Origin of the sequence: Chondromyces crocatus (genome assembly GCF_001189295.1) — a bacterium.
GTDB lineage: Bacteria > Myxococcota_A > Polyangia > Polyangiales > Polyangiaceae > Chondromyces > Chondromyces crocatus.
In genome coordinates, this window is sequence record NZ_CP012159.1 from 514,707 (window position 1) to 534,245 (window position 19,539).

The window sequence follows — 19,539 nt, forward strand, 5'->3', positions numbered from 1 at the left end:
TGGGCTCGATGGTCACCAAGAGCTCCGTCGCCACAGCCGCCTCTCCCATCACACCGCCGCAGGGTCGCCTGGCCGTCCTCACCGGCTTCGCCGTCGCCGCCGCCGCGGTCCCTGTCCCTGTGCTGCCGGCTCGTCTCCTCGCACGCGTGCGAGGAGCCATCGTGCACGACATCGTCTCCCGCCATGGCCTCAGCCTCACCACCGACGCCCGGAAGATCCTGGCCGATCCAGGCGAGGGTCACGCGACGTTGCGCAAGGCCGCCGAGACGGTGGCGCTCGAGCTGCTCCGGCGCTTGCGCGCGCTCGGCTCGGTCGCGGCGGCGGTGCGCGGGCTCGAGGTGTACGCGCTGGGGCACCTGCTCGACCGCTACATCACCACCGTTCGCCGCACCGGGACCATCCGGATCCATGCCGACGAGGCGCGGAAGATCCGGGAGCTGATCACCCGCGCGATCGCGCGGACGCTGTCCCCGAGCCTGACCCCCGCCGCGGCGTTGCTCCCTGCCGCAGGAGAGGATCTCCGGGACGAGTTCACGCGCTGGGTGGACACGCTGCTGCTCGGGAGCGCGTCGGCGCCCGACTACCTGAAGCGCCGGTTGAGCGCGGCGTTCGACGACATCGTGAGGAGCTCGTCCACCGGTGACTGATGACGCGGAGCACGCGGCGCCAGCCCAGGGCGCCGACGAGCAGACCATCCGCGCGGCGCTCCGCCGCTGCCAACGTGTCGTCATCAAGATCGGCTCGAAGAGCCTGTCCGGGGACGCCTGGGATCGGCTCGCAGCGGAAGTGAGCGCGCTCCGCAGCGGTCGCCAGGGCACGGGGCGCCGCGCTGCGAGCGCCGGCCGCGGCGTCGTCCTGGTGACGAGCGGGGCCATCGCGCTCGGCGTCACCAAGCTGGGCTTCAAGTCGCGCCCGAAGGACATGGCGCGGCTGCAAGCTGCCGCGGCGGCTGGCCAGAGCGTGCTGATGCAGCGGTACGAGGAGGCCTTCGGCAAGGTGGGGCTGGTGGTGGCCCAGGTCCTCCTGACCCACGCCGACCTCGCCGACCGGACGCGCACCAACAACGCCCGCGAGGCGCTCGAGGCGCTGCTCGAAGCGGGAGCCGTGCCGATCATCAACGAGAACGATGCGGTCGCGGTCGAGGAGATCCGCTTCGGTGACAACGATCAGCTCTCGGCCATGGTCGCCCCGCTGGTCGGCGCCGATCTGTTGCTGCTGCTCTCCGACGTCGAGGGGTTGCTCGACGACGGCGGTCAGCGGGTCTCCTTCGTCCGCAGTGTGGCTCGGGAGGCGCGGCATCTGGCGGGCAAATCCACCTCGGGGGTGGGAACGGGCGGGATGGCGAGCAAGGTCGAGGCGGCGCGACGCGCGACCCTGGCCGGCGCGCACGTGGTGATCGCTGCCGCGAAGGCACCTCAGATCGTCACCCGTGTCCTCGCTGGCGAAGAGGAGGGGACGCTCTTCGGCGCGGTCCCTCAGCGCATCAGCGCGCGCAAGCACTGGATCGCCTACACGCTCCGCCCTCGTGGTGCGCTCCTCGTCGATCGGGGCGCCGCCGACGCCATCACCGCCAGCAACCGGAGCATCCTCGCCGTGGGTGTCCTCGGCGTGCGTGGGACCTTCTTGCCCGGCGATGCCATCGCCATCCTCAACCCGGATGGAACGGAGATCGCGCGGGGGCTCGCCCGGTTCTCTGCCAGCGATGCGGCACGGATTGCCCGGAAGAAACGGCCAGACATCGAGGACGATATCGTCGTGCACCGGGACGACCTGGTGGTGCTTCCCGCCGAGTGACAGGCTCCTGCCGAGCCGAGGACTCCCGCCGAGTAGCAGGCTCCTGCCGAGCCGAGGGCTCCCGCCGAGTAGAAGGCTCCCGCCGAACCGAGGGCTCCCGTCGACCAGGAACCCCTCGCCGACCCGAAGGGAGGAGCCGTGGGCCCTGCACACGCCCAGAAGTTCAGGTGGGACAGGCTCCCACTTTCTTTCTCCCTGCCCCGAGAAACCCGGAACCCCGCGCGACGGTCGGTGTCGGTCGCGTGGCTGCTGGAGGGTCTGGACATGCGCTTCGGGTTCGTCATCGCCAATGCCTGCGTCCTTGCTGGGATCACCTGGATGACCGCGTTCGGGCCGGGTCTACGGGCGGCGGAGGTCCTCCCCTCGCGGGGCGGTGTGGGGGACATCCCGGCGCTGGAAGCCCGGACGGCGCACACCCCCAGTGCCCAGAACATCACGGCCTTGGCCGCCGCCTATCTGGAGCGAGACCAGCCAGGGCTGGCGTCCGCCGTGATCCAGAAGGCGCCACGTGACGCTCGGGTGCGTCCAGAGGTCAGCCACCAGGAAGCCCGCGCCCTGCTTCGCCGTGGTCAACTGCGCGAAGCGCTGGCCGTGGCGGAGAAGCTCCACACGCGTTGCGCGCTCGGAGATGCAGACGCTGACGGCGCCGCCTGCCCCGCCTGGCTCGCAGCGAAGACGTACCGTCAGGTCGCCTTCCTTCGCGAGGCCCTCGCCGCAGGGATCGAGGATCCGCGGCACGATCCGGTCGGCATCGAGGCCGCATACGAGCGCAGCGCTGGCCAGGTCCCCCTGGTGGCGATGCGCTGATGCGGGGATGTCATCGTGAGGACCAATCGCCGCCATCGGGACGATAAAACCCAAGCCATCACGTTCTTCACGGTCCAATGGCGCGCCTTCGAGCTTTGACCTAGCCTGTAGATCTCGCCCGTGGCTTCAGGCGCCGGGCGAGGCCGCGATCGTCTTCACCTGACTGGGAGGGTTCGCTCCGGGTGGAACAGCCGCAACCGAGCCGGTCCGATGCCGATGCCTCAGCGCCTTCGCCGCTCGGGGCTCTCGCCGTTTTGTGGGTCGCCGTCATGTCCTCTCTCGCCGGGGTGGGATGCGGGCGCGCCGCCACGAACACGCCACCACCGATGCCCGCTGCGCACACGCAGCAGGAGGAGCGCCCCTTCCGGTTCCAGCCGCCCATCGCGCTGGCCCATGTCGACGATGCGATCGTACGCATCGCGAGCGAGGTCGCCTGCACCGGCACGCTCATCGCGGAAGACCTGGTCCTCACCGCCCACCACTGCGTCGCCGCGCGCGACCATCAAGGGCGCACCTTGCGGCGTGACGTCGATCCAGAGCAGATCTCGGTCGAGCTGGGGGGGGACTACCTGCCGTGGGGTGAAGTGAAGGTCCGGGAGATCGTCTCGCCGGACTGCGGCTACAGCTCGGGAGACGGGGACATCGCGATCCTCGTGCTGTCGCGTCGGCTCATTGGCATCCCGACCCTGGTCCCCAGGCTCGAAGAGGAACCGGCGTCGCGAGAGCAGGTGATCCCCGTCGGCTTCGGGCGATGCGCGCTCTCTCCTGATGGAATCCAGCGGGTGAGGCGCATCGGCGGAGGCGTGGACGCGGTCGCCCCCTCCCACTTCGTGGCCGTCGCTTCGATCTGTCCAGGTGACTCGGGTGGCCCAGCGCTGAGCCAGGATCGAGCCGATGTCGTCGGGGTGATCTCCGCCAGCGTGATGGACGCCGACGAGAACACGGTCGGCACGTCGCATTTCACCCGGCTCGACATCTGGCGCGAGCTGTTCTCCGCAGCGCGGGAGATCGCGCGGGGGGCGAGCCCCAGTGAGCTGCCCCCCTTCCGTGGCTGCGCGGCCCGGTAAGACCCACGAGCGAGGACGCCGCGGTGACGGGACGAGGGTGACGCCCTTCGTCGTTCGAGCCTCGGCGTCTCTGCGATGACGCTCCCATCGTCAGGAGACATCCGGGTGCGCTAGTCTCACGTGCTCTCAGCGCGCGAGGCCAGGCGGACGTCGCCGCGCCGGAAAGTACAATGCAGAAGCTCTTCAAAGGTCTGGGATGGACGCTGGGGATCCTGGCGATCATCGCGCTGGCCCTGCGCGCCCTGATCCTGGACGTCTGGACGGTCCCCGAGGATCCGGTACTCGATGCCTCCATCGCCCCGACCCTGGCCTCCGGAGACGTGATCGTGACCCTGACCCGTGGCGTCCCGACCTTCGGGGAGCTCGCGCGCTGTCCCGACCCGGATGCCCGAGGGGGTTACGTGATCGGTCGCGTCGCAGGCGTCCGGGGTGACGTGGTCGAGGTCGATGGCGTCAGCCTCACCGTCAACGGCACCCGCTACGATGCGGAGAGCGTCTGCCCCGAGCCCAAGATGTTCGTCAAGCATCCCTCGACGGGGAACGAGGTGGAGATCCGCTGCGACGAGGTGGTGATGGGCGGGGGCAAGCACACCCGAGGCAACAGCCCCAAAGGTCCGCTCGAGCGCAAGCTCCGGCACGAGGTCCGTGAAGGGACGGTCTTCCTGCTGAGCGACAACCGCAACCTGCACGACGACTCGCGCGACTTCGGGTCACAGCCCCAGGCGACCTGCCAGCAGATCGTGTTCCGCTTGTGGGGGAAGGGGGGGTGGGAAAATACCGCCCGGCGATTTTCCTTCGTGCGTTGATCCGTGGGAATTTCGGCACGAGGAACACCGTCCCACTCATGTAACAAGAACTACAATTGGAGCCACCGAACGCCCAAGCTTGACCGTTCTCGGGCTGGACGTCTAGAACCGTGGCTCTCGGAGACCGAGGAACCGTTGCAGCATCAGCAGCACGAGATCGGCGTCGTTTGCGGCCAGTGCGACACGTGGAGCCCCATCAGCACCACGCGATGCCCGGTCTGTTCCAACGATCTGTCCCTGTTCACACCTCAACGCCAGAACGCACAGGCGACGGGGGCGTCCAGGACCACGTCGCCTCAACGCTCGAGCCGCAGCGGCTTCGACCCGCAGGAAACGGGACAGACGGAAGTCCCCCGTAAGCAGCCTGCGCATGACGCGAAGGCACAGTCACCTCGCAGCGAGTTCGCCGATCTCTCTCAGGAGGAGCTCATGGAGCAAGCCCGTAATTTCGTCTGCCGTTCCTGCTCGAGCGGGGTCCCGACAGGCCACAAGTTCTGCGGGCGCTGTGGCACCGCGGTCCCGGTCGAGATCCTCAACGCGCAGACGCTCTTCTTCGGGGACATGCAGAACCCGGCGAAGGCGAAGCTCATCCTGATCCGCGGTGAGGGGATGGACGGGCTCTCGTACCACCTCAAGGCGGAGCAGCACATCGTCGGCCGCAATGGTCAGATCGTGTTCCCCGACGATCCGTTCGTCTCGCCGAAGCACGCGAACTTCTTCTACCGCGACGCGAAGCTCGTCGTTCGCGACGAGGGCTCGCTGAACGGCGTGTACATCCGCGTGCGGGGGACGGTGGACATCACGCCGGGCGACACCTTCCTCGCAGGAGAGCAGGTGTTTCGACTCGACCCGACGCCCCGCGCCTCGGACGGGCAGGACACGGACGGCACCTACTTCTACTCGTCCCCCAAGCACCCGAGCCCCTTCCGGCTGACGCAGATCCTGCAAGGCGGTGCGATCGGCATGACCGTGTGCGCGCGTGGGAGCTCGCTGCAGATCGGGCGCGAAGGCGGCGACCTGAACTTCCCCGTCGATCTCTACATGTCGGCGTCGCACTGCCGCATCGACGAGCACGGCGGCAAGTTCAGCCTGACCGATCTCAACAGCCGCAACGGGACCTACGTGCGGATCAAGGCCGAGCGCGAACTCCAGCACGGCGACTACCTGTTCGTCGGCCGCAAGCTGCTCCGCGTGGAGATGAACACGAACTGAGGCGCGCGCCGTCTCGCGCTACGGCGTTCGCGCAGAGCGCTTGCCGAGGCGCGCCGCGACCGCGAGCGCCTCGCCAGCGGCCCACGCTGCACTCGCGGCGGCGGTGAAGGCCTGGAGCACGGGGTCGGGGATCTTCGCGAGCAGGGCCTCGAGATCGACGGGTCCGTCGATCTTTGGCAAGAGGCGCTCCATCAGGTCGGCGAAGAGGTCGTACTTGCGGGTGAGATCCCCGAGTCGGCTGCGAAGCGCCTCGGCCTCGGCGCCGCGCGCTTCCCCGAGCAAGTTCAGCGCGCGCCGCGAGAGTGCGCGCTTGTCCTGAACGACGCGGCGCAAGCGGCTCACGTAGGCGCCGATGATCACATCGGGGTACTTGCCGCGGAGGGCGAAGGTGTCGAAGCGCGCACCGTGCTCTCGGCGCCGCTCGATGATCCCCGCAGCCTCCAGCCCGCGGAGGTTGCCGAACACGTTGCTCTTGGAGCGCCCCAGCTCGACGCTGAGCTGCTCCATCGAGAGGGGGATGTCGGCGAGGTACAGGGCCGCGATGAGCTGGCCCCCGAGCCGGGTGATCCCGGGGAACGAGGCTGCAACCTCGGCGCCGACGCCTTCGAGCAAGGCCTGCCGCGCCGCGTTGATCCGTTCTTCGTCGCTGGGACCGTCGTCTACGCGCTGCTTACGGGATGCCATGCGCGACCATGCATATCGAGGTTTGGTCGCTACGCCAAGCGGTCGGCAGGATCAGCTCTCGTCTTCGCACACCGTAGCGAACTGTCCGCGCGGGGCGCCTTTGAAGAACTCCACCGGGCAAGATCCAGGGCGTGACACCGTCGCGCCGACATCCACGGCGAGCGCGCCAGCCCAGTCACGGGGGCCATCGAAGCGCGCCCGGATGATGCCCTCCGGATCGATGATCCAGGTCTCGGGGAAGAGCTTGGTCCCGTAGCGGTCTGCGACGACGGCGGACTCCGGATCGAAGAGCACGGGGAAGGGCGGCTCGCCGCCGAGGGCCACCTTGAGGGCATCGCGCACCGCGTCAGGCCCTTCGTCGGTCGAGACGGTCAGCACCACGAAATCGTTCCGGTGCCTGGAGACCCGCGCCAGATCGGCCAGCGCGGGCATCTCTTCGAGACAGGGCGCGCAGGTCTTCGTCCAGAAATTGAGGAAGACGGTCTTTCCCCGCAAGGAGGAGAGGCGAACCTTCCTGCCATTCATGTCCGGCAGCTCGAAGTCGGGCGCGATGCGGTTCTGGCCCGCGTAGGTAGGTTTGAGCGCACAGAGCGCCGTGCACGATGTCCTTCGGTGATCGATCTTCGCGGCACGAACGAATCCGAAGATCACGATCGCGGCGCCGAGGATGAAGACGAGCTGCAGAATCTTCGCGGGCTTCACGCGGGAGCAGGGTAGCGCGCGGCTCCCGCGGTGACTACTGCGCGGACCGCGCTATTGCACGGCCGGGCAGGTGACGCCGTCGAGCCTCGCGGTGTTGTTGTCCTCGAGGCACTCGTTGAAGGCGTCCTGGCCCATGTCGGGCTTGTCCACTTCGACGAAGAAGGACAGGCCCTGGGCGGCGCTCGTGACGGTGAAGGTCATGGTCACGAGCTCGTACTGCCCAGGCAGGAGGGCCGTCGTGGTCTGCGCTTCCCCGACGAAGGTGCCGCTGTCGTCGACCCCCTGGTAGAAGCGTACCTTCACACCGGGCGGCACGCCCAGGCTGCCCTGGTTCTGCACGAAGGCGCGCAGCACGACCGCCGCGGGGCACTGCGCGAGGGAGGCCTCCAGGCTCACCTGCAGGTCGGGCGCGTTGAACACGCCAGCGCCCTGGCTGGACTGGCGGTAGTTGTTCAGGCCTTGCGGCCCGATCCAGCTCGCCGGCTCGGGCGAGGGGACCGAGCCGTCCGCGTTGACGTTGGTGATGTGGTACGCATGCTGGTTCCACACCCGGCGGGTGCGGACCCAGTTGTCGCCCGCGTCACCGTAAACGAAGACGCCGTGCCGCGGGGTCGCGCCCAGGGACGCATACGTCGGGCACATCGAGTTGTTCTGGTGGTTCGCGTCGTTGGCGGCGAGCACGACCTCGGTGTTGTTGTCACCGTCGACGTCGACCACGACCGGGTACTCGTGGATGGTCGCCGACGAATTCGGGACCTGGTAGAGCACGGTGCCATCGATGCCGGTGTAGACGCGGAAGAAGCACTCGTCGTTGTAGACGACCTCGGCGACCCCATCGCCCTGGAAGTCGAACACGCTCGACCCGGTGCGGTTGGACGACTGATCCTGCGTGGCTTGCTGCCACTTCAGCGTCAGCGCCGGAGGGTTCGCGCTGTACTCGAAGACGGCGTAGGCGGTGCCGTTCGCGGAGGCGATCTCCGGCACGCCGTCGGCGTCGAAGTCGGCGATGGTCGGGGGCCCTGCGAGCCCGCTGCCAGGCATCGCCGCCTGAGCGAGCACGAGGCCCGTGGTCGGGCTCTGCACCCGCACGGTCCCCGCAGAGATGACGACGAGCTCCGGGGTGCCATCGAGATCGAGATCCGCGATGGCCGGGTAGCCATCCGACAGCCCGTTGTCCCAGTAGGTCGAGCCATCCGCGCGCAGGGCGCGGCGACCGCTCACCACCTCTTGCGGCATCGCGCCGTCGAGATCGGCGATGATGCTGACGGCGCCGTAGTTGTTGCCATTGGCCCCGAAGAACACCCCACCGTCGGAGCGGAGCGTGCCATCGGCGTTGAAGATCACGCCTCCGACGACGATCTCCACGGTGCCGTCGCCCTCCAGATCCGCGATGGCGATGGTCGCCGACTCGAGGACCGTCGACCACGGGGTCATGCCGCCGGCCAGGGTCGAGCGCCACTTGAAGGTGCCGTCGTGCTCGAAGGCGATGAGGCCACCCCCTCGACGGCCGGCGATGATCTCCACGTAGCCGTCGCCATCGATGTCGGCCGCCGCTGGCGTCACCCGCGGGGCGACCTCGTTGCCTGCCTGGTAGACGCCGGCAGTCGCGTCCCACTTCTCGACGCCGTCACGGCCGTTCAACGCGCGCAGGTAGGCGATGCCGCCCGTCGAGTAGCCCGTCGAGGTGACGATGACCACGTCGGGGGTGCCGTCCTTCTCCAGGTCGACCACCACCGGCATGTTGATGACCTGGTAGTACGTCGGGAAGATCGGGCTGTCGGTCCAGGACCACTCCAGCGTCGGGGTGAGGGGCCCGACGGGGGGCTTGTACTCGCACAGCGGCTCGCCGTCGGGCTGCGGGAGGCAGGCGCCGATGGTCGGCTCGCAGAACTCGTCCTCTTCGCAATCGGCCCATTCGACGCACGGGTTGCCCGGCGGAACGCAGCCGCCAGCCACGCAGTACTCGCCCTGGGAGCAGCAGACCGAGAGATCGGGACCGCACCGGACGCTGGACGCACACGTCGGGCGGCACGTGTTGACGACACACTCTTCGCCGCCAGCGCAGCACTCACCTGCCCCACAGACGATCCCGGAGGGGCAGCCCGGCAGAAGGCCTCCACCCTGACCGCCAGGCCCCACAGCGCCCTCGCCCCCCTGGCCTGCCCCGCCTTGATGACCACCGCCGTGTCCTGCGGCGCCGCTCGCGCTGTCGTCCTCTCCGCACCCCGAGCAACCACCCATGGCGCCCATGGCGAGCAAGCCACCGATGATCCATGCCTTCTGCCGCATGCACTACACCTCGTAACCTCCGAGGACACCGGCGATCGGGTGCGACGTCAAGGACGAGACGCCGCCGCGCTCGACGCGGCCAGCGGAAGACTGCGCCGCTTTTTCGGCGCGGCCTCCGATCCCGTCGACGCGGATTCCAGTGCAGCGAATGCTCGCTGCCACGCGCGGAATGCGCCTCCCGCTCGCGCCGCCTCCATCACCGCGCGCCCTTCCGGTTCGCCGCCCTTGGCGAGCACGGCCTCCACCCAGGCCCAGCGCGCGCTCGTCGCGCGCACCTCGGCGCGACCGCGTAGCCCCCGTCGCAGTCGCTCCAGCCGCGCCTCGACGACGGAGATCCCCGCGAACGAGGCGTCGGACAGGGGCGTGTTGCGCTTCGGGCAAAAGGGCGCGATGCCCAGCGCGATCGGGTTGACCCGTGACAGCGCCGTCACGAACTCGACGCACTCATCGATGTCGGCGTCGGTCTCCCCGGGGACGCCGACCATCAAGTAGAGCTTGAGCCGCGCCATGCCGTGCTTGCGCGCCAGCTCCGCGGCCCGCTCGAGGTGACGGATCCTCGCGCGGCGCTCGAGCGACTCGCGGACCCGTTCGCTCGTCCCGTCCATGGCCGTGGTCAGGGTGCGGTAGCCAGCCAGCTTCAGCGCGCCCACGAAATCATCGTTGAGCCGATCGGGGCGGAGGCTGCTCAGCCCGACCTCGCAACCACGCTCGGCGAGCGTACGGACGATCTCCACGATCTTCGGATGATCGCTGACCGCAGCGCCGACCAGGCCGACCCGCCTGGCGTCCTCCGGGATCAGGGAGAGGATCCTCTCCTTGGGCACGATGCGCATGCCACCGTTGGTCGAGCGCCGCATCACGCAGTATGCACACCCGCGCGAGCAGCCACGCTCGGTCTCGACCAGAAACATGTTCGACAGCTCCGCCTCCGGCGTGCGGATCGGCGCCCACGCCGGGAGCAGCGCATCGTCACACTGGGCCACCGTGGGGAGCCAGCCGCCGCCGGGATGCCGCTCCGGGACGAAAACGTGCGGCATCTGCGCGAGGGTGTCGAGCGCGTCCTCGCGGGAGGTGGCGTCACGCAGGACCCGGAGCACGTCGATGGCCAGGGTGTCCGCCTCGCCCATGATGATGGCGTCCACGAACGGCGCGAGGGGCAGCGGGTTGGAGAACGTGAGGGGGCCACCGGCGATGATGAATGGCTGCCGCCGATCGCGCTCCTCGCGCAGCGCGGGGATGCCAGCGGCGTCGAGCAGGCGCACCACACCGGCCAGCTCCAGCTCGTAAGCGACCGACAGGGCGATGACGGGGAAGTCGCCGAGGGGCCGGAGACCCTCGTAGGTGAGCGGCTTCTCCCTTCCGTGCTCGTCGTCCGGGAGGAAGGCGCGCTCGCAGCTCATGCCGGGCTCGGACTGGATCGCCTTGTAGATCTGGAGATAGCCCAGCGAGCTCATCCCGGCGTTGTAGGGAGATGGGTAAGCCAGCGCGATCTGGAAGGGCGCATGCTTGTCCATGCGACCGATCTCGGTGGCGAGCCGGCGCCGGATCGCGCTGACCAGGGGGCTCGAACGGGCCATCGGGGCGGAGGGTCCTCCATCGGGCGTTGCGGTGCAAGCCGCGCCTTGGATTTCCACCGTGTGTCACCCGACGCTCCGCGCGCGTCGGCTCGCTTCGCAGACGCTGCGGTTCTCCCCGCCAGCACGGCACGCGAGGAGGCGGACCCAGGACCTGGAGAGGTCGAAGACTGCGCGAGGCGATGAGGCACGCGAGGAAGCGTGCGATGAGGCACGCATCACCGGGCATCGCGCGGTGGATGGCGCGCGGAGAGAGCGCCGGGCCGACGCACCCAGACGGTGCTTCCGTCCGTCTCCCAGACGATCGCCCCGCCCCGGTCGGTGCGCACCACCTCGACGCCCGCCGCCGCAAGCGCCGCCCTGGTCTCCGGGTGAGGGTGACCGAACCGGTTGCGCACCCCGCAAGAGATGGCCGCAAGCGACGGGCGCACCGCGTCCAGGAAGGGAGCGCGGGTCGAACTCCGGCTGCCGTGGTGACCCACCTTCAGCAGATCGGCCCGTAGCCCCGCCCCGTGACGCTGGATCAGCACGTCCTCGGCCTCGTGCTCCGTGTCCCCCACGAGCAGCACGGCGCGCGCGCCATACTGGATCCTCAGCACGAACGAGTTGTCGTTCGCGCTCCGCGCCGTGTCGACCCCAGGGCAAGGGGCGAGGACCTCGACGGTCGCGCCGAAGAGGTGCTTCGGTGGACCGCAGAGCGAGTCCGGTCGGTGCACCACCACACCGCGCCCTCGAAGCTGCTCCAGCAAGGCCGCATAGACTGGCCCCGCACCTTCGCTCTCGCCCTGTCCCGTGTCCCACAGCTCGCCGACCTGCACGCCCGAAAGCGCCGCCGGCAACCCACCGAAATGGTCCGGGTGGGGATGGGAGAGGACCACCACATCCACGCGGTCGCGACGTCTTGCGCGGAGCACCGGACGGATCACCCTCGCGCCAGGGTCCACCGGGCTCCCGATGAAGCCACCGCCATCGACGAGCAATGTCCCGCCTTCCGGCAGATCCACCAGGATCGCGTCCCCCTGACCGATGTCGAGCATGGTCACCCGGAGCCGCGCGCGGGGAGCTCCCCCCTGGACCGCCAGAATCTCGAGCAGGAGCCACCCTGCAACACCGAGCACCAAGGTGAGCCAGCGTTTCCACCGGGCATGAACGGCCCAGGTGGAGACGATGACCACCACCAGCACCGCCATCTGCGCGGGTGAAGGGTCGAGCGCAGGAAGCACCATGTCCACGCGGGCCGTGGCGCGGGCTACCGCGCGCACCACGAGCAGAGCGCCCGACCCCACCCACGCCGTGCCTCGCTCCACATCGGGGGCCCAGGGAAGCACCGCGTGCGCCAGACAGAACGGCAACGCCGCCAGCTCGCCCACCGGGGCCGCCACCACGTTCGCGGCGATCCCCAGGAGCGGGAAGCTGCCTCCCTGCAACAGGAGCAGCGGGGTACAGCCGAGCATCGCTGCGAGGGTGGTGGACACGGCCGAGAGCAGCTTCCTGAGCAACCACGGGCCGCGCACGAGGAAGGCGGAGAGCGGTCGGTTCAAGGCGATCAACCCAGCCGTCGCCGCTGCGGAGAGAGAGAAGGAAAGATCACAAGCAACCAGCGGATCGGCCAGCCCTCCCCCGACCAGCGACCACGCCAGACACCGGACAGGCGCCGGCCGCAGAGCGAGCGTGCGGGCCAGCATCGCGCAGCTCAGCATCGCGGCAGCGCGGATCGCCGACCCACCACCGCCCGCAAAATCTGCATACAGCCAGGCAGCGGGGATGCAGAGAGTCGCGGTGAGCCGACCGATGTCGACGCGCGCCGCGAGGGACTCGATCCGGACCAGGACCGCGCGCAACACGGCAGCCAGCCCTGCCACGGCCAGGACCAGGTGAGTCCCGGAGACCGCGAGGAGATGCGCCAGCCCGCTGTCACGGAACGCGGTCTCGTCATCCGGATCGAGATCCGTCTCTCCAAGGACGAGGGCGCGCCCGAGCGCCGCCGCGTCCGGGTGGTAGGTGGCAAGGATCCGAGCGCGGACCGCTGCACGTGCGCGATCGATCCTGGCGCCCACGCCGTCACCGCGCTCATCGACCTCCAGCGCCACCACCGACCCGCTCGCCGTGATCCTCGTCCGGGCAATCCCGGCGAGGGCGTCGCGCAGCTCCTCGTTCCGGAAAAGATGGACGGGAGCGAGGTCGACGACCAGTGACACCTGGTCTCCACGAGAAAGCTCGAGCGGGGCGCCATAGAGACGCACCCGCAAGAGCTCCGTCAGCGGTCGGTCGCCGCAGCTCCCTCCGCTCAGCGCAACATCGATGCGCGCCGATGGTGGCTCATCCGCGCTGCGATGCCACTCCCCCACCAGCACCGGGGGCGCGATCACCACGCCTCTGACCTCACAGCGCGCCGGAGGGCTCAACAGCGAAGCAGTCCAAGCGTAGTGCGCTGCCGCCTCGTCCAGCGCGGCGCGCGCACGCAGGCCCGAGAACACGAGCGCGAGGAGCACCGCTGCGAGCGACCAGCGCGAGGCGCGCCAACGCAACGCGAGCCAGCACAGCGCAGCAGCCACGGCCGCGGGCAAGGGAGCCAGCGCCAGCGCGGCACCGCTGGCGAGCGCGAGCCCGACGAGCAGGACGGGGTCAGCCATTCCACGAGGCAACAGCAGCGAACGTGCCGACCGAAGTAGCGGCAGAATCGTGCGGTGAGCGTGAGCCGGCATCCATGGCGGCGCCATGACGGCCAACGACCCACGCGACACCGTCGTACCGTCGGGTGCCGGGCTGGAAGCGCGTGCGCGGACACCGACATCCCCCTAGAATCGCCCGACGCCAGGCGCTGCTTCATGCCTGCGCTGCTCCGTGGAGGACTTTTGCAGAACGCTCGCTCCCTCAGTCCCTTCCTTTGCTTCATGGCCGCCGCGTCCCTCGCCGGGTGCGTCGGCGAGGCCGTCGACGACACGACGCAGGATCCGTCGATCGGCGAGTCGTCCCAGGGAATTCGAGGCGGCTACGAGACGAACGAGCACCCCGCCATCGTGGGGATCCTCGCACTCTTCGAGCGGGACAGCGCGCTCTGCACCGGCACGCTGATCGCCCCCAACGTCGTGCTCACCGCGCAGCACTGCGTCGCGGACATCGAGAACGACGTCAACGGCGGGGTTGCCTGCGGGCGCACGACGTTCGGCGCGCCCTACCGCCCGGGCCAGTTCTTCGTCACGACCCGGCCCTCCCTCTCCGACGAGATGGAGGACTACGTCGCCGTGCGTGACGTGCTCGTGCCCGAGGGGCGCATCCAGGTCTGTGGTGACGACGTGGCGATCCTCGTCCTGGACCGACCCCTCACGGCAGAGGAGGCGGTCCCCGTCACCCCGCGCGTCGACGAGTCCCTCGTGAAGAACGAGCAGTACACGGCGCTCGGATACGGTGCGACGGACGACTTCGGCTCGGGCGCAGGCTCGCGACGACAGCGCGATGGGCTGACCGTCACCTGCGTCGCCGAGGCGTGCCCCGCGTTCTACGCAACCCCGGCGGAGTGGCAGGGGGACGCGGGCATCTGCCAGGGCGACTCCGGTGGACCGGCCATCGACGCCGCAGGCCGGGTGGTGGGGGTCGCGTCCCGGGGGGCCGCAGAATGCGAACTCCCGATCTACGCCCACGTGTTCGCCTGGGCAGACTGGCTGAAAGAGAAGACCGTCCACGCCGCAGGGCTCGCGGGCTACGAAGCACCGCCATGGACGCGGGGCACCCCCACCAACCCCGTCTACGAGGCGCCCACCGGAGCGAGCTGCTCATCCGACGAAACGTGCGCTGGCGGCATCTGCCACGACGGCTACTGCTCTCGGCCTTGCACGGAACTGGCTGCATGCCCGAGCGGCTACACCTGCAAGACGGCCACCGACGCCGAGAGCGAGGAGGCCTTCTGCGCCAGGTCGGCCACCCCGCGCAGCGACGAGGACGCCAGTGCACAGAGCAGCGGTGCGCTCTGCAGCGTCGGATCGCCCGGGGAAGACCCCACCAAGCCGATTCCCTGGATCGTGAGCGGAGCAGTCGGCGCGCTCGCCCTGCTCCGGCGCCGACGCGCCTGCTGATGGTCGCTTGATCCAGAGCCGCCGTTCGACCCTCCTCGCCCTCGCTTCCTTCGCGCTCGCCGCCTGCGGCAAGCGCAAGGAGGAAGCCGCAACCACGCCCGGCGGGGCCCCTCGCGTGGTCTCCCTGTCTCCGAGCACCACCGAGGCGGTCTTCTCCCTCGGCGCGGGTCCAGCGCTCGTCGGCCGGTCGCGTTACTGCGACTCCCCTGCGGAGGCGAAGCGTCTTCCGGCGGTCGGCGGGTATGCCGATCCGAACGTGGAGGCGATCCTCGCGCTGCAGCCCACCCTCGTCGTTGGCGCTCGGGGTCCGGCGGGTCCCGCCCTCGAAGAGACGCTCCGCGCCCACGGCGTCGCCACCTTCTTCCCCGAGACCGAGTCCATCGCCCAGATCGAGCAGATGCTCCTGGATCTCGGCCAGCGTCTCGGGGTCGAGCCCGCAGCAACGCGCACCGTCGCCCGGATGCACACCCGCTGCGAGGCGGTCGAAGCCGCCGCGCAAGGACGCCCTCGGGTGCGCGTCGCCCTCCTCTTCGACGCCGGACCCCTCGTCGCCGCGGGCCCGGGCGGCTTCCCGGACGAGCTGCTCCGCCGCGTGGGTGGGGAGAACGTGATCACCCGCGGCGGCCCGTACCCGACACTGAGCATCGAGGCGCTCCTGGCGCTGGATCCAGAGGTCCTCCTCGACGCCACCGAGGTCCACGAGGGAGCCCCTGGTCCCTCGCGGCTGCTCGCGCTACGCGACACCCCTGGTTTCCGTGAACTCCGCGCCATGCGAGAAGGACACATCCGTGTGCTCGACAGCGCCACCGCGCTCCGCCCTGGCCCGCGCATCTGCGACGGCCTCGCCGCGGTGGCACGCGCCGTTCACGGAGATGCCCTCGCTCTCCCCGCCTTGCCCGAGGAAGCTCCATGACCCGCGCGCGCGCCGACGCCCTCCTCGTCTCTTCCGGGCTCGCTGCCTCACGAACGCAAGCCCAGGCGCTGATCATGGCCGGGCGCGTCACCACGGCGAGCCAGCGCATCGACAAACCCGGCACCCTCCTGCCCGGCGACACCCCCCTCTTCGTGGCGCCCGGGCCGCGCTTCGTCTCCCGGGGTGGTGAAAAGCTCGATCATGCGATCGCCGCGTTCACCGCGGTCGGCCTCACCGTGGAGGGAAAGTTCTGCCTCGACGTCGGTGCCTCCACGGGCGGGTTCACCGACTGCCTGCTCCAGCGCGGCGCCGCGCGCGTGGTCGCCGTCGACGTCGGCTACGGCCAGCTCGCCGCCAGCTTGCGCACCGATCCGAGGGTCGACGTGCGCGAGCGCGTCAACGCACGCGACCTCCGCCCCGAAGACCTGGGCGCCCCGATCGACCTGGTCGTCGTCGACGCATCGTTCATCGGCATCGGCAAGCTCATCGACGCCATCGCCACCTTGCTGCGGCCCGGCGGTGAGCTGGTGGCCCTGATCAAGCCCCAGTTCGAAGCAGGACGCCGCGCCGTCGCCCGGGGTCGCGGCGTCATCCGCGACGAGGCCACGCGCCTCGAAGCCGTCGCCACGGCGCGCCACGACGTCGAAGCCGCAAAGTTCGACGTCCTCGCCGAGGAAGACAGCGCACTGCGTGGCCCCAAGGGCAATCTGGAGCGCTTCCTGTACGCCCGGCGCCGGGATGGGGGCTGACGGCCCCGGCCCTTGGTGGTAAACGCTGGCTACACCAAGGAATTCTCGTCGCCTTCGGGCGCCGGACCGAACGGTGGGTCGCCGAGCACGGCGCCCCCGAAGGGGAAGAGGGGAGATGCTCGGACGTCGTCGTTGGATGCACATGATCGCGAGTGGAATTGCGATCAGCGCCTTGTCGCTCGGGTGTTCGAACAAGGGCGGCGCGGACGGCGCCGGATCGGGTCGTAGCGCCGCGAACGCGTCCGAGTGGAAGGTCGGCGCCTACGTGAGCCTCTCCGGCGAAGACACCGCCTTCGGCACGGACAGCAAGGAAGGCATCGAGCTCGCCGTCGAGGAGATCAACAAGGCCGGCGGCCCGAAGGGCAAGCCGATCAAGATCCTCTTCGAGGACGACAAATCGAAGCCCGAAGAGGCGACCAACAAAGTCCTCCAGCTCATCGACCGGGACCACGTGATCGCGATCCTCGGCGAGGTCGCCTCCGCGCGCTCACGCGCCGGCGGAATCGTCGCCAACAAGAAGAAGATCCCGATGATCACCCCCTCGTCGACGCACCCGGACGTCACGAAAGATCGCCCCTTCGTCTTCCGCGCCTGCTTCACCGACGACGTGCAGGGCCGCATGGGCGCTCGCTTCGTCGTGAACGAGCTGAAGAAGAAGAAGATCGCGCTCCTCTTCGCCTCCGACGACCTCTACTCCTCGGGCCTCGCCACCGAGTTCCGCGACGAGGCGAAGAAGCTCGGCGCCGAGATCGTGATCGAGAAGAAGTTCCTCAAGAAAGAGACGAACTTCACGACCTACATCAACGAGATCAAGTCGGCCAACCCCGAGATCATCTACGCCCCCATCTACTACAACGCGATGGCCCCCATCGCCCGCCAGGCCAAGGCCGCCGGTGTCCCCGGCAGCATGTTCATGGGCGGCGACGGCTGGGACGCGCTCGAACTGGTGCGCGACGCTGGCGAAGAGATGGAAGGCGCCTACTTCACCAGCCACTTCGCCCCCGACGTCCCCTGGCCCAACTCCAAGGACTTCGTCGAGAAGTACAAGGCGCGCTACGGCGGCAGGACCCCCTCCGCCATCGCTGCCATGGCCTACGACGCCACCCGTCTCCTCGCCGACGCCATCGGCCGCGCCAAGGCCGACACGCCCGAAGCCGTCCGCGACGCGATCGCGGAGACCAAGGGCTTCCAGGGCGCGACCGGGACCATCAACATCGACAGCGAGCGCAACGCCGACAAGCCGATCGTCGTCGTCCAGATCAAGAACAAGCAGTTCACCTTCCACAGCGCCGTCGGCACCAACGCCCCCGCACAGCCCTAGCCCGGCCCCCTCCCCGAGAGCCCCATGAAGATCTTGAGCGCCCTGGTCACCGGGATCGCGCAGGGGTCGATGATCGCCCTCATCGCCCTCGGCTACACGATGGTCTACGGCATCCTCAAGCTCATCAACTTCGCGCACAGCGAGGTGTTCATGATGAGCGCCTTCATCGGCCTGTTCGCCATCACGGCGTTCGGTGGCGCCGACGCCCCCCTCGTCGCCGGCGTCGGCGGCATCCTGTGCGCCATGGCCTTCGCCGGCGTCCTCGGCGTCCTCGTCGAGCGGATCGCCTACGCCCCGCTCCGCAAGCGCGGCCGGGGCCTGTCGAACACGCGCATCACGCCGCTCGTCACCGCCCTCGGGATGAGCGTGCTCCTGCAGAACGTCGCCCAGCTCCTGTTCACGGCGCGCTACCGCAACTACCCCCAGCTCCTGCCCATCGAGCACACCCGCAAGATCATCTTCGTCACCGCCCTCGTGGTGATGATCGGCCTCGAACTCCTCGTGAAACGCACCTGGATGGGCAAGGCCATGCGCGCCATCAGCATGAACCCGGAAGCCGCGCGGCTCATGGGCATCAAGACCCACCGGGTCATCGCCATCACCTTCGTCACGGGCTCGATGCTCGCTGCCATCGGCGCCGTGCTCTTCTGCCTCGACCAGTCGCCCGTCTACCCCACCGCCGGCGTGGTCATCGGGACCCGCGCCTTCGTCGCCGCCGTCATCGGGGGCATCGGCAACATCACCGGCGCGATGCTCGGCGGCCTCCTCATCGGCGTCATCGGCGAGCTGACCAAGCTGACACCGTATTCCGGCCTCCAGGATGTCCTGGTCTTCGCCGCGCTGATCGTCGTGCTCCTGGTGCGTCCGACGGGCCTCCTGGGCAAGCCGGGCACCGAGAAGGTGTAGTCGCCCGGAGAGGCGCTATGCTTGCGGGATGAAGCCGCTCGCCCTGGGTCTCTTCGCGCTGGCGCTGGGCTGCAGCGCCGGTCCGCCCGCGAACTGGGCGCGCGGCGGAGCGCTCCTCGACCTCCCGCGCGCCCGGTGGGTGCTCGGGTCCGGCGCGGTGGACATCCTGCCCGACGGCCGCATCCTGCTGAACGGGCAGCACGAGTTCACCCTCGACCGCGGGGGTCGGTTCTACGATCTCGAAGGCGAACCGCTTGCGCTCCTCGAGCCGGATGGCCGGGTCGTCGGCCCTGGTGACGCCGATCTCGGCCGGGTGGGGGCCTTGCACGCCTCACTCCCGGAAGAGAAGACCGCGTGGCTCTCCGTCGCACAGACGGGGGTGGTGATCCGCTACGACGACGAAGGCGAGCGCTTCGCGTTCGGCGTCTGGATGGGCTGCAACGTCAACCTGTACACCCACCAGGCCTGCACGCTGGTCACCCACCTCATCGGCCTGCGCATCCGCGCGGTGGAGCGCTCGGGACCACGCTACATGCCCGGCATGGGCTATCCGGGGGTGGGAGCGCCCGGCATGGGTGTCGGCGTCGGCGTCGGTGTCGGTGTCGGCGTCGGTGTCGGCGGCGGCCTCGGCCCGTGATGGCG

General features: G+C 69.4%; 17 protein-coding genes. 12 read left to right on the forward strand and 5 right to left on the reverse strand.

What is annotated here, in order from left to right:
• Nucleotides 1-8: 8 nt before the first annotated feature.
• From CMC5_RS01930 to CMC5_RS01955, 6 genes are all read left to right on the forward strand, one after another.
• Nucleotides 9-647 (forward strand): hypothetical protein, encoded by a 639-nt coding sequence (locus tag CMC5_RS01930; protein ID WP_050435655.1) that lies wholly within the window; start codon nucleotides 9-11, stop codon nucleotides 645-647.
• Nucleotides 640-1,794, forward strand: a complete 1,155-nt coding sequence (gene proB, locus CMC5_RS01935) for a glutamate 5-kinase (RefSeq protein ID WP_050428814.1) — start codon at nucleotides 640-642, stop codon at nucleotides 1,792-1,794. The genes CMC5_RS01930 and proB overlap by 8 nt, the downstream gene beginning before the upstream one ends.
• 264 nt (nucleotides 1,795-2,058) lie before the next feature.
• On the forward strand, nucleotides 2,059-2,601 hold the full coding sequence (locus CMC5_RS01940) for a hypothetical protein (protein WP_050435656.1): 543 nt from the start codon (nucleotides 2,059-2,061) through the stop codon (nucleotides 2,599-2,601).
• A 269-nt stretch (nucleotides 2,602-2,870) separates the two neighbouring features.
• Nucleotides 2,871-3,668, forward strand: a complete 798-nt coding sequence (locus CMC5_RS01945) for a trypsin-like serine peptidase (RefSeq protein ID WP_050435657.1) — start codon at nucleotides 2,871-2,873, stop codon at nucleotides 3,666-3,668.
• A gap of 170 nt (nucleotides 3,669-3,838) precedes the next feature.
• A complete protein-coding gene (gene lepB / locus CMC5_RS01950) occupies nucleotides 3,839-4,474 on the forward strand; it encodes a signal peptidase I (protein WP_050428815.1) in 636 nt (211 codons plus the stop codon).
• 429 nt (nucleotides 4,475-4,903) lie between these two features.
• A complete protein-coding gene (locus tag CMC5_RS01955) occupies nucleotides 4,904-5,686 on the forward strand; it encodes an FHA domain-containing protein (protein ID WP_156338047.1) in 783 nt (260 codons plus the stop codon).
• An 18-nt stretch (nucleotides 5,687-5,704) separates the two neighbouring features.
• Here the strand turns inward: CMC5_RS01955 and CMC5_RS01960 are convergent, their stop codons facing one another.
• The 5 genes from CMC5_RS01960 to CMC5_RS01980 form a co-directional block, all read right to left on the reverse strand.
• Nucleotides 5,705-6,370, reverse strand: a complete 666-nt coding sequence (locus CMC5_RS01960) for a GbsR/MarR family transcriptional regulator (protein ID WP_050428817.1) — start codon at nucleotides 6,368-6,370, stop codon at nucleotides 5,705-5,707.
• Between the two features lie 51 nt (nucleotides 6,371-6,421).
• Nucleotides 6,422-7,072 (reverse strand): TlpA family protein disulfide reductase, encoded by a 651-nt coding sequence (locus CMC5_RS01965; RefSeq protein WP_050428818.1) that lies wholly within the window; start codon nucleotides 7,070-7,072, stop codon nucleotides 6,422-6,424.
• 51 nt (nucleotides 7,073-7,123) lie between these two features.
• Complete coding sequence (locus CMC5_RS01970) at nucleotides 7,124-9,361, reverse strand: FG-GAP repeat domain-containing protein (protein ID WP_050428819.1); 2,238 nt, start codon at nucleotides 9,359-9,361, stop codon at nucleotides 7,124-7,126.
• A 47-nt stretch (nucleotides 9,362-9,408) separates the two neighbouring features.
• Entirely contained in the window at nucleotides 9,409-10,938 is a 1,530-nt protein-coding gene (locus tag CMC5_RS01975; RefSeq protein ID WP_050428820.1) for a B12-binding domain-containing radical SAM protein, read from the reverse strand.
• Nucleotides 10,939-11,153: 215 nt separating this feature from the next.
• Entirely contained in the window at nucleotides 11,154-13,568 is a 2,415-nt protein-coding gene (locus CMC5_RS01980) for a DNA internalization-related competence protein ComEC/Rec2 (RefSeq protein WP_050428821.1), read from the reverse strand.
• A 261-nt stretch (nucleotides 13,569-13,829) separates the two neighbouring features.
• Here CMC5_RS01980 and CMC5_RS01985 point away from each other — a divergent pair, with 261 nt between their 5' ends.
• From CMC5_RS01985 to CMC5_RS43890, 6 genes are all read left to right on the forward strand, one after another.
• Nucleotides 13,830-15,008 carry a S1 family peptidase gene (locus tag CMC5_RS01985; RefSeq protein WP_218920219.1) on the forward strand — a complete coding sequence of 393 codons (1,179 nt, stop codon included), beginning with the start codon at nucleotides 13,830-13,832 and terminating at the stop codon, nucleotides 15,006-15,008.
• Nucleotides 15,009-15,015: 7 nt separating this feature from the next.
• A complete protein-coding gene (locus CMC5_RS01990) occupies nucleotides 15,016-15,921 on the forward strand; it encodes an ABC transporter substrate-binding protein (protein ID WP_050428823.1) in 906 nt (301 codons plus the stop codon).
• Nucleotides 15,918-16,670, forward strand: a complete 753-nt coding sequence (locus CMC5_RS01995; RefSeq protein ID WP_050428824.1) for a TlyA family RNA methyltransferase — start codon at nucleotides 15,918-15,920, stop codon at nucleotides 16,668-16,670. The genes CMC5_RS01990 and CMC5_RS01995 overlap by 4 nt, the downstream gene beginning before the upstream one ends.
• A 142-nt stretch (nucleotides 16,671-16,812) precedes the next feature.
• Entirely contained in the window at nucleotides 16,813-17,991 is a 1,179-nt protein-coding gene (locus CMC5_RS02000) for an ABC transporter substrate-binding protein (RefSeq protein WP_245678238.1), read from the forward strand.
• 24 nt (nucleotides 17,992-18,015) lie between these two features.
• A complete protein-coding gene (locus CMC5_RS02005) occupies nucleotides 18,016-18,897 on the forward strand; it encodes a branched-chain amino acid ABC transporter permease (RefSeq protein WP_050428826.1) in 882 nt (293 codons plus the stop codon).
• A 28-nt stretch (nucleotides 18,898-18,925) separates the two neighbouring features.
• Complete coding sequence (locus CMC5_RS43890; RefSeq protein WP_050428827.1) at nucleotides 18,926-19,534, forward strand: hypothetical protein; 609 nt, start codon at nucleotides 18,926-18,928, stop codon at nucleotides 19,532-19,534.
• The last annotated feature ends 5 nt before the right edge of the window (nucleotides 19,535-19,539 follow it).

What these genes read in the sequence shown, in the direction of transcription:
- CMC5_RS01930 (WP_050435655.1), top strand. Translation starts at nt 9, where the DNA reads ATGGTCACCAAGAGCTCCGTCGCCACAGCCGCCTCTCCCATCACACCG.
- CMC5_RS01940 (WP_050435656.1), top strand. Translation starts at nt 2,059, where the DNA reads ATGCGCTTCGGGTTCGTCATCGCCAATGCCTGCGTCCTTGCTGGGATC.
- CMC5_RS01945 (WP_050435657.1), top strand. Translation starts at nt 2,871, where the DNA reads ATGTCCTCTCTCGCCGGGGTGGGATGCGGGCGCGCCGCCACGAACACG.
- lepB (WP_050428815.1), top strand. Translation starts at nt 3,839, where the DNA reads ATGCAGAAGCTCTTCAAAGGTCTGGGATGGACGCTGGGGATCCTGGCG.
- CMC5_RS01955 (WP_156338047.1), top strand. Translation starts at nt 4,904, where the DNA reads ATGGAGCAAGCCCGTAATTTCGTCTGCCGTTCCTGCTCGAGCGGGGTC.
- CMC5_RS01960 (WP_050428817.1), bottom strand. Translation starts at nt 6,370, where the DNA reads ATGGCATCCCGTAAGCAGCGCGTAGACGACGGTCCCAGCGACGAAGAA.
- CMC5_RS01970 (WP_050428819.1), bottom strand. Translation starts at nt 9,361, where the DNA reads ATGCGGCAGAAGGCATGGATCATCGGTGGCTTGCTCGCCATGGGCGCC.
- CMC5_RS01975 (WP_050428820.1), bottom strand. Translation starts at nt 10,938, where the DNA reads ATGGCCCGTTCGAGCCCCCTGGTCAGCGCGATCCGGCGCCGGCTCGCC.
- CMC5_RS01980 (WP_050428821.1), bottom strand. Translation starts at nt 13,568, where the DNA reads ATGGCTGACCCCGTCCTGCTCGTCGGGCTCGCGCTCGCCAGCGGTGCC.
- CMC5_RS01985 (WP_218920219.1), top strand. Translation starts at nt 13,830, where the DNA reads ATGGCCGCCGCGTCCCTCGCCGGGTGCGTCGGCGAGGCCGTCGACGAC.
- CMC5_RS01995 (WP_050428824.1), top strand. Translation starts at nt 15,918, where the DNA reads ATGACCCGCGCGCGCGCCGACGCCCTCCTCGTCTCTTCCGGGCTCGCT.
- CMC5_RS02000 (WP_245678238.1), top strand. Translation starts at nt 16,813, where the DNA reads ATGATCGCGAGTGGAATTGCGATCAGCGCCTTGTCGCTCGGGTGTTCG.
- CMC5_RS02005 (WP_050428826.1), top strand. Translation starts at nt 18,016, where the DNA reads ATGAAGATCTTGAGCGCCCTGGTCACCGGGATCGCGCAGGGGTCGATG.
- CMC5_RS43890 (WP_050428827.1), top strand. Translation starts at nt 18,926, where the DNA reads ATGAAGCCGCTCGCCCTGGGTCTCTTCGCGCTGGCGCTGGGCTGCAGC.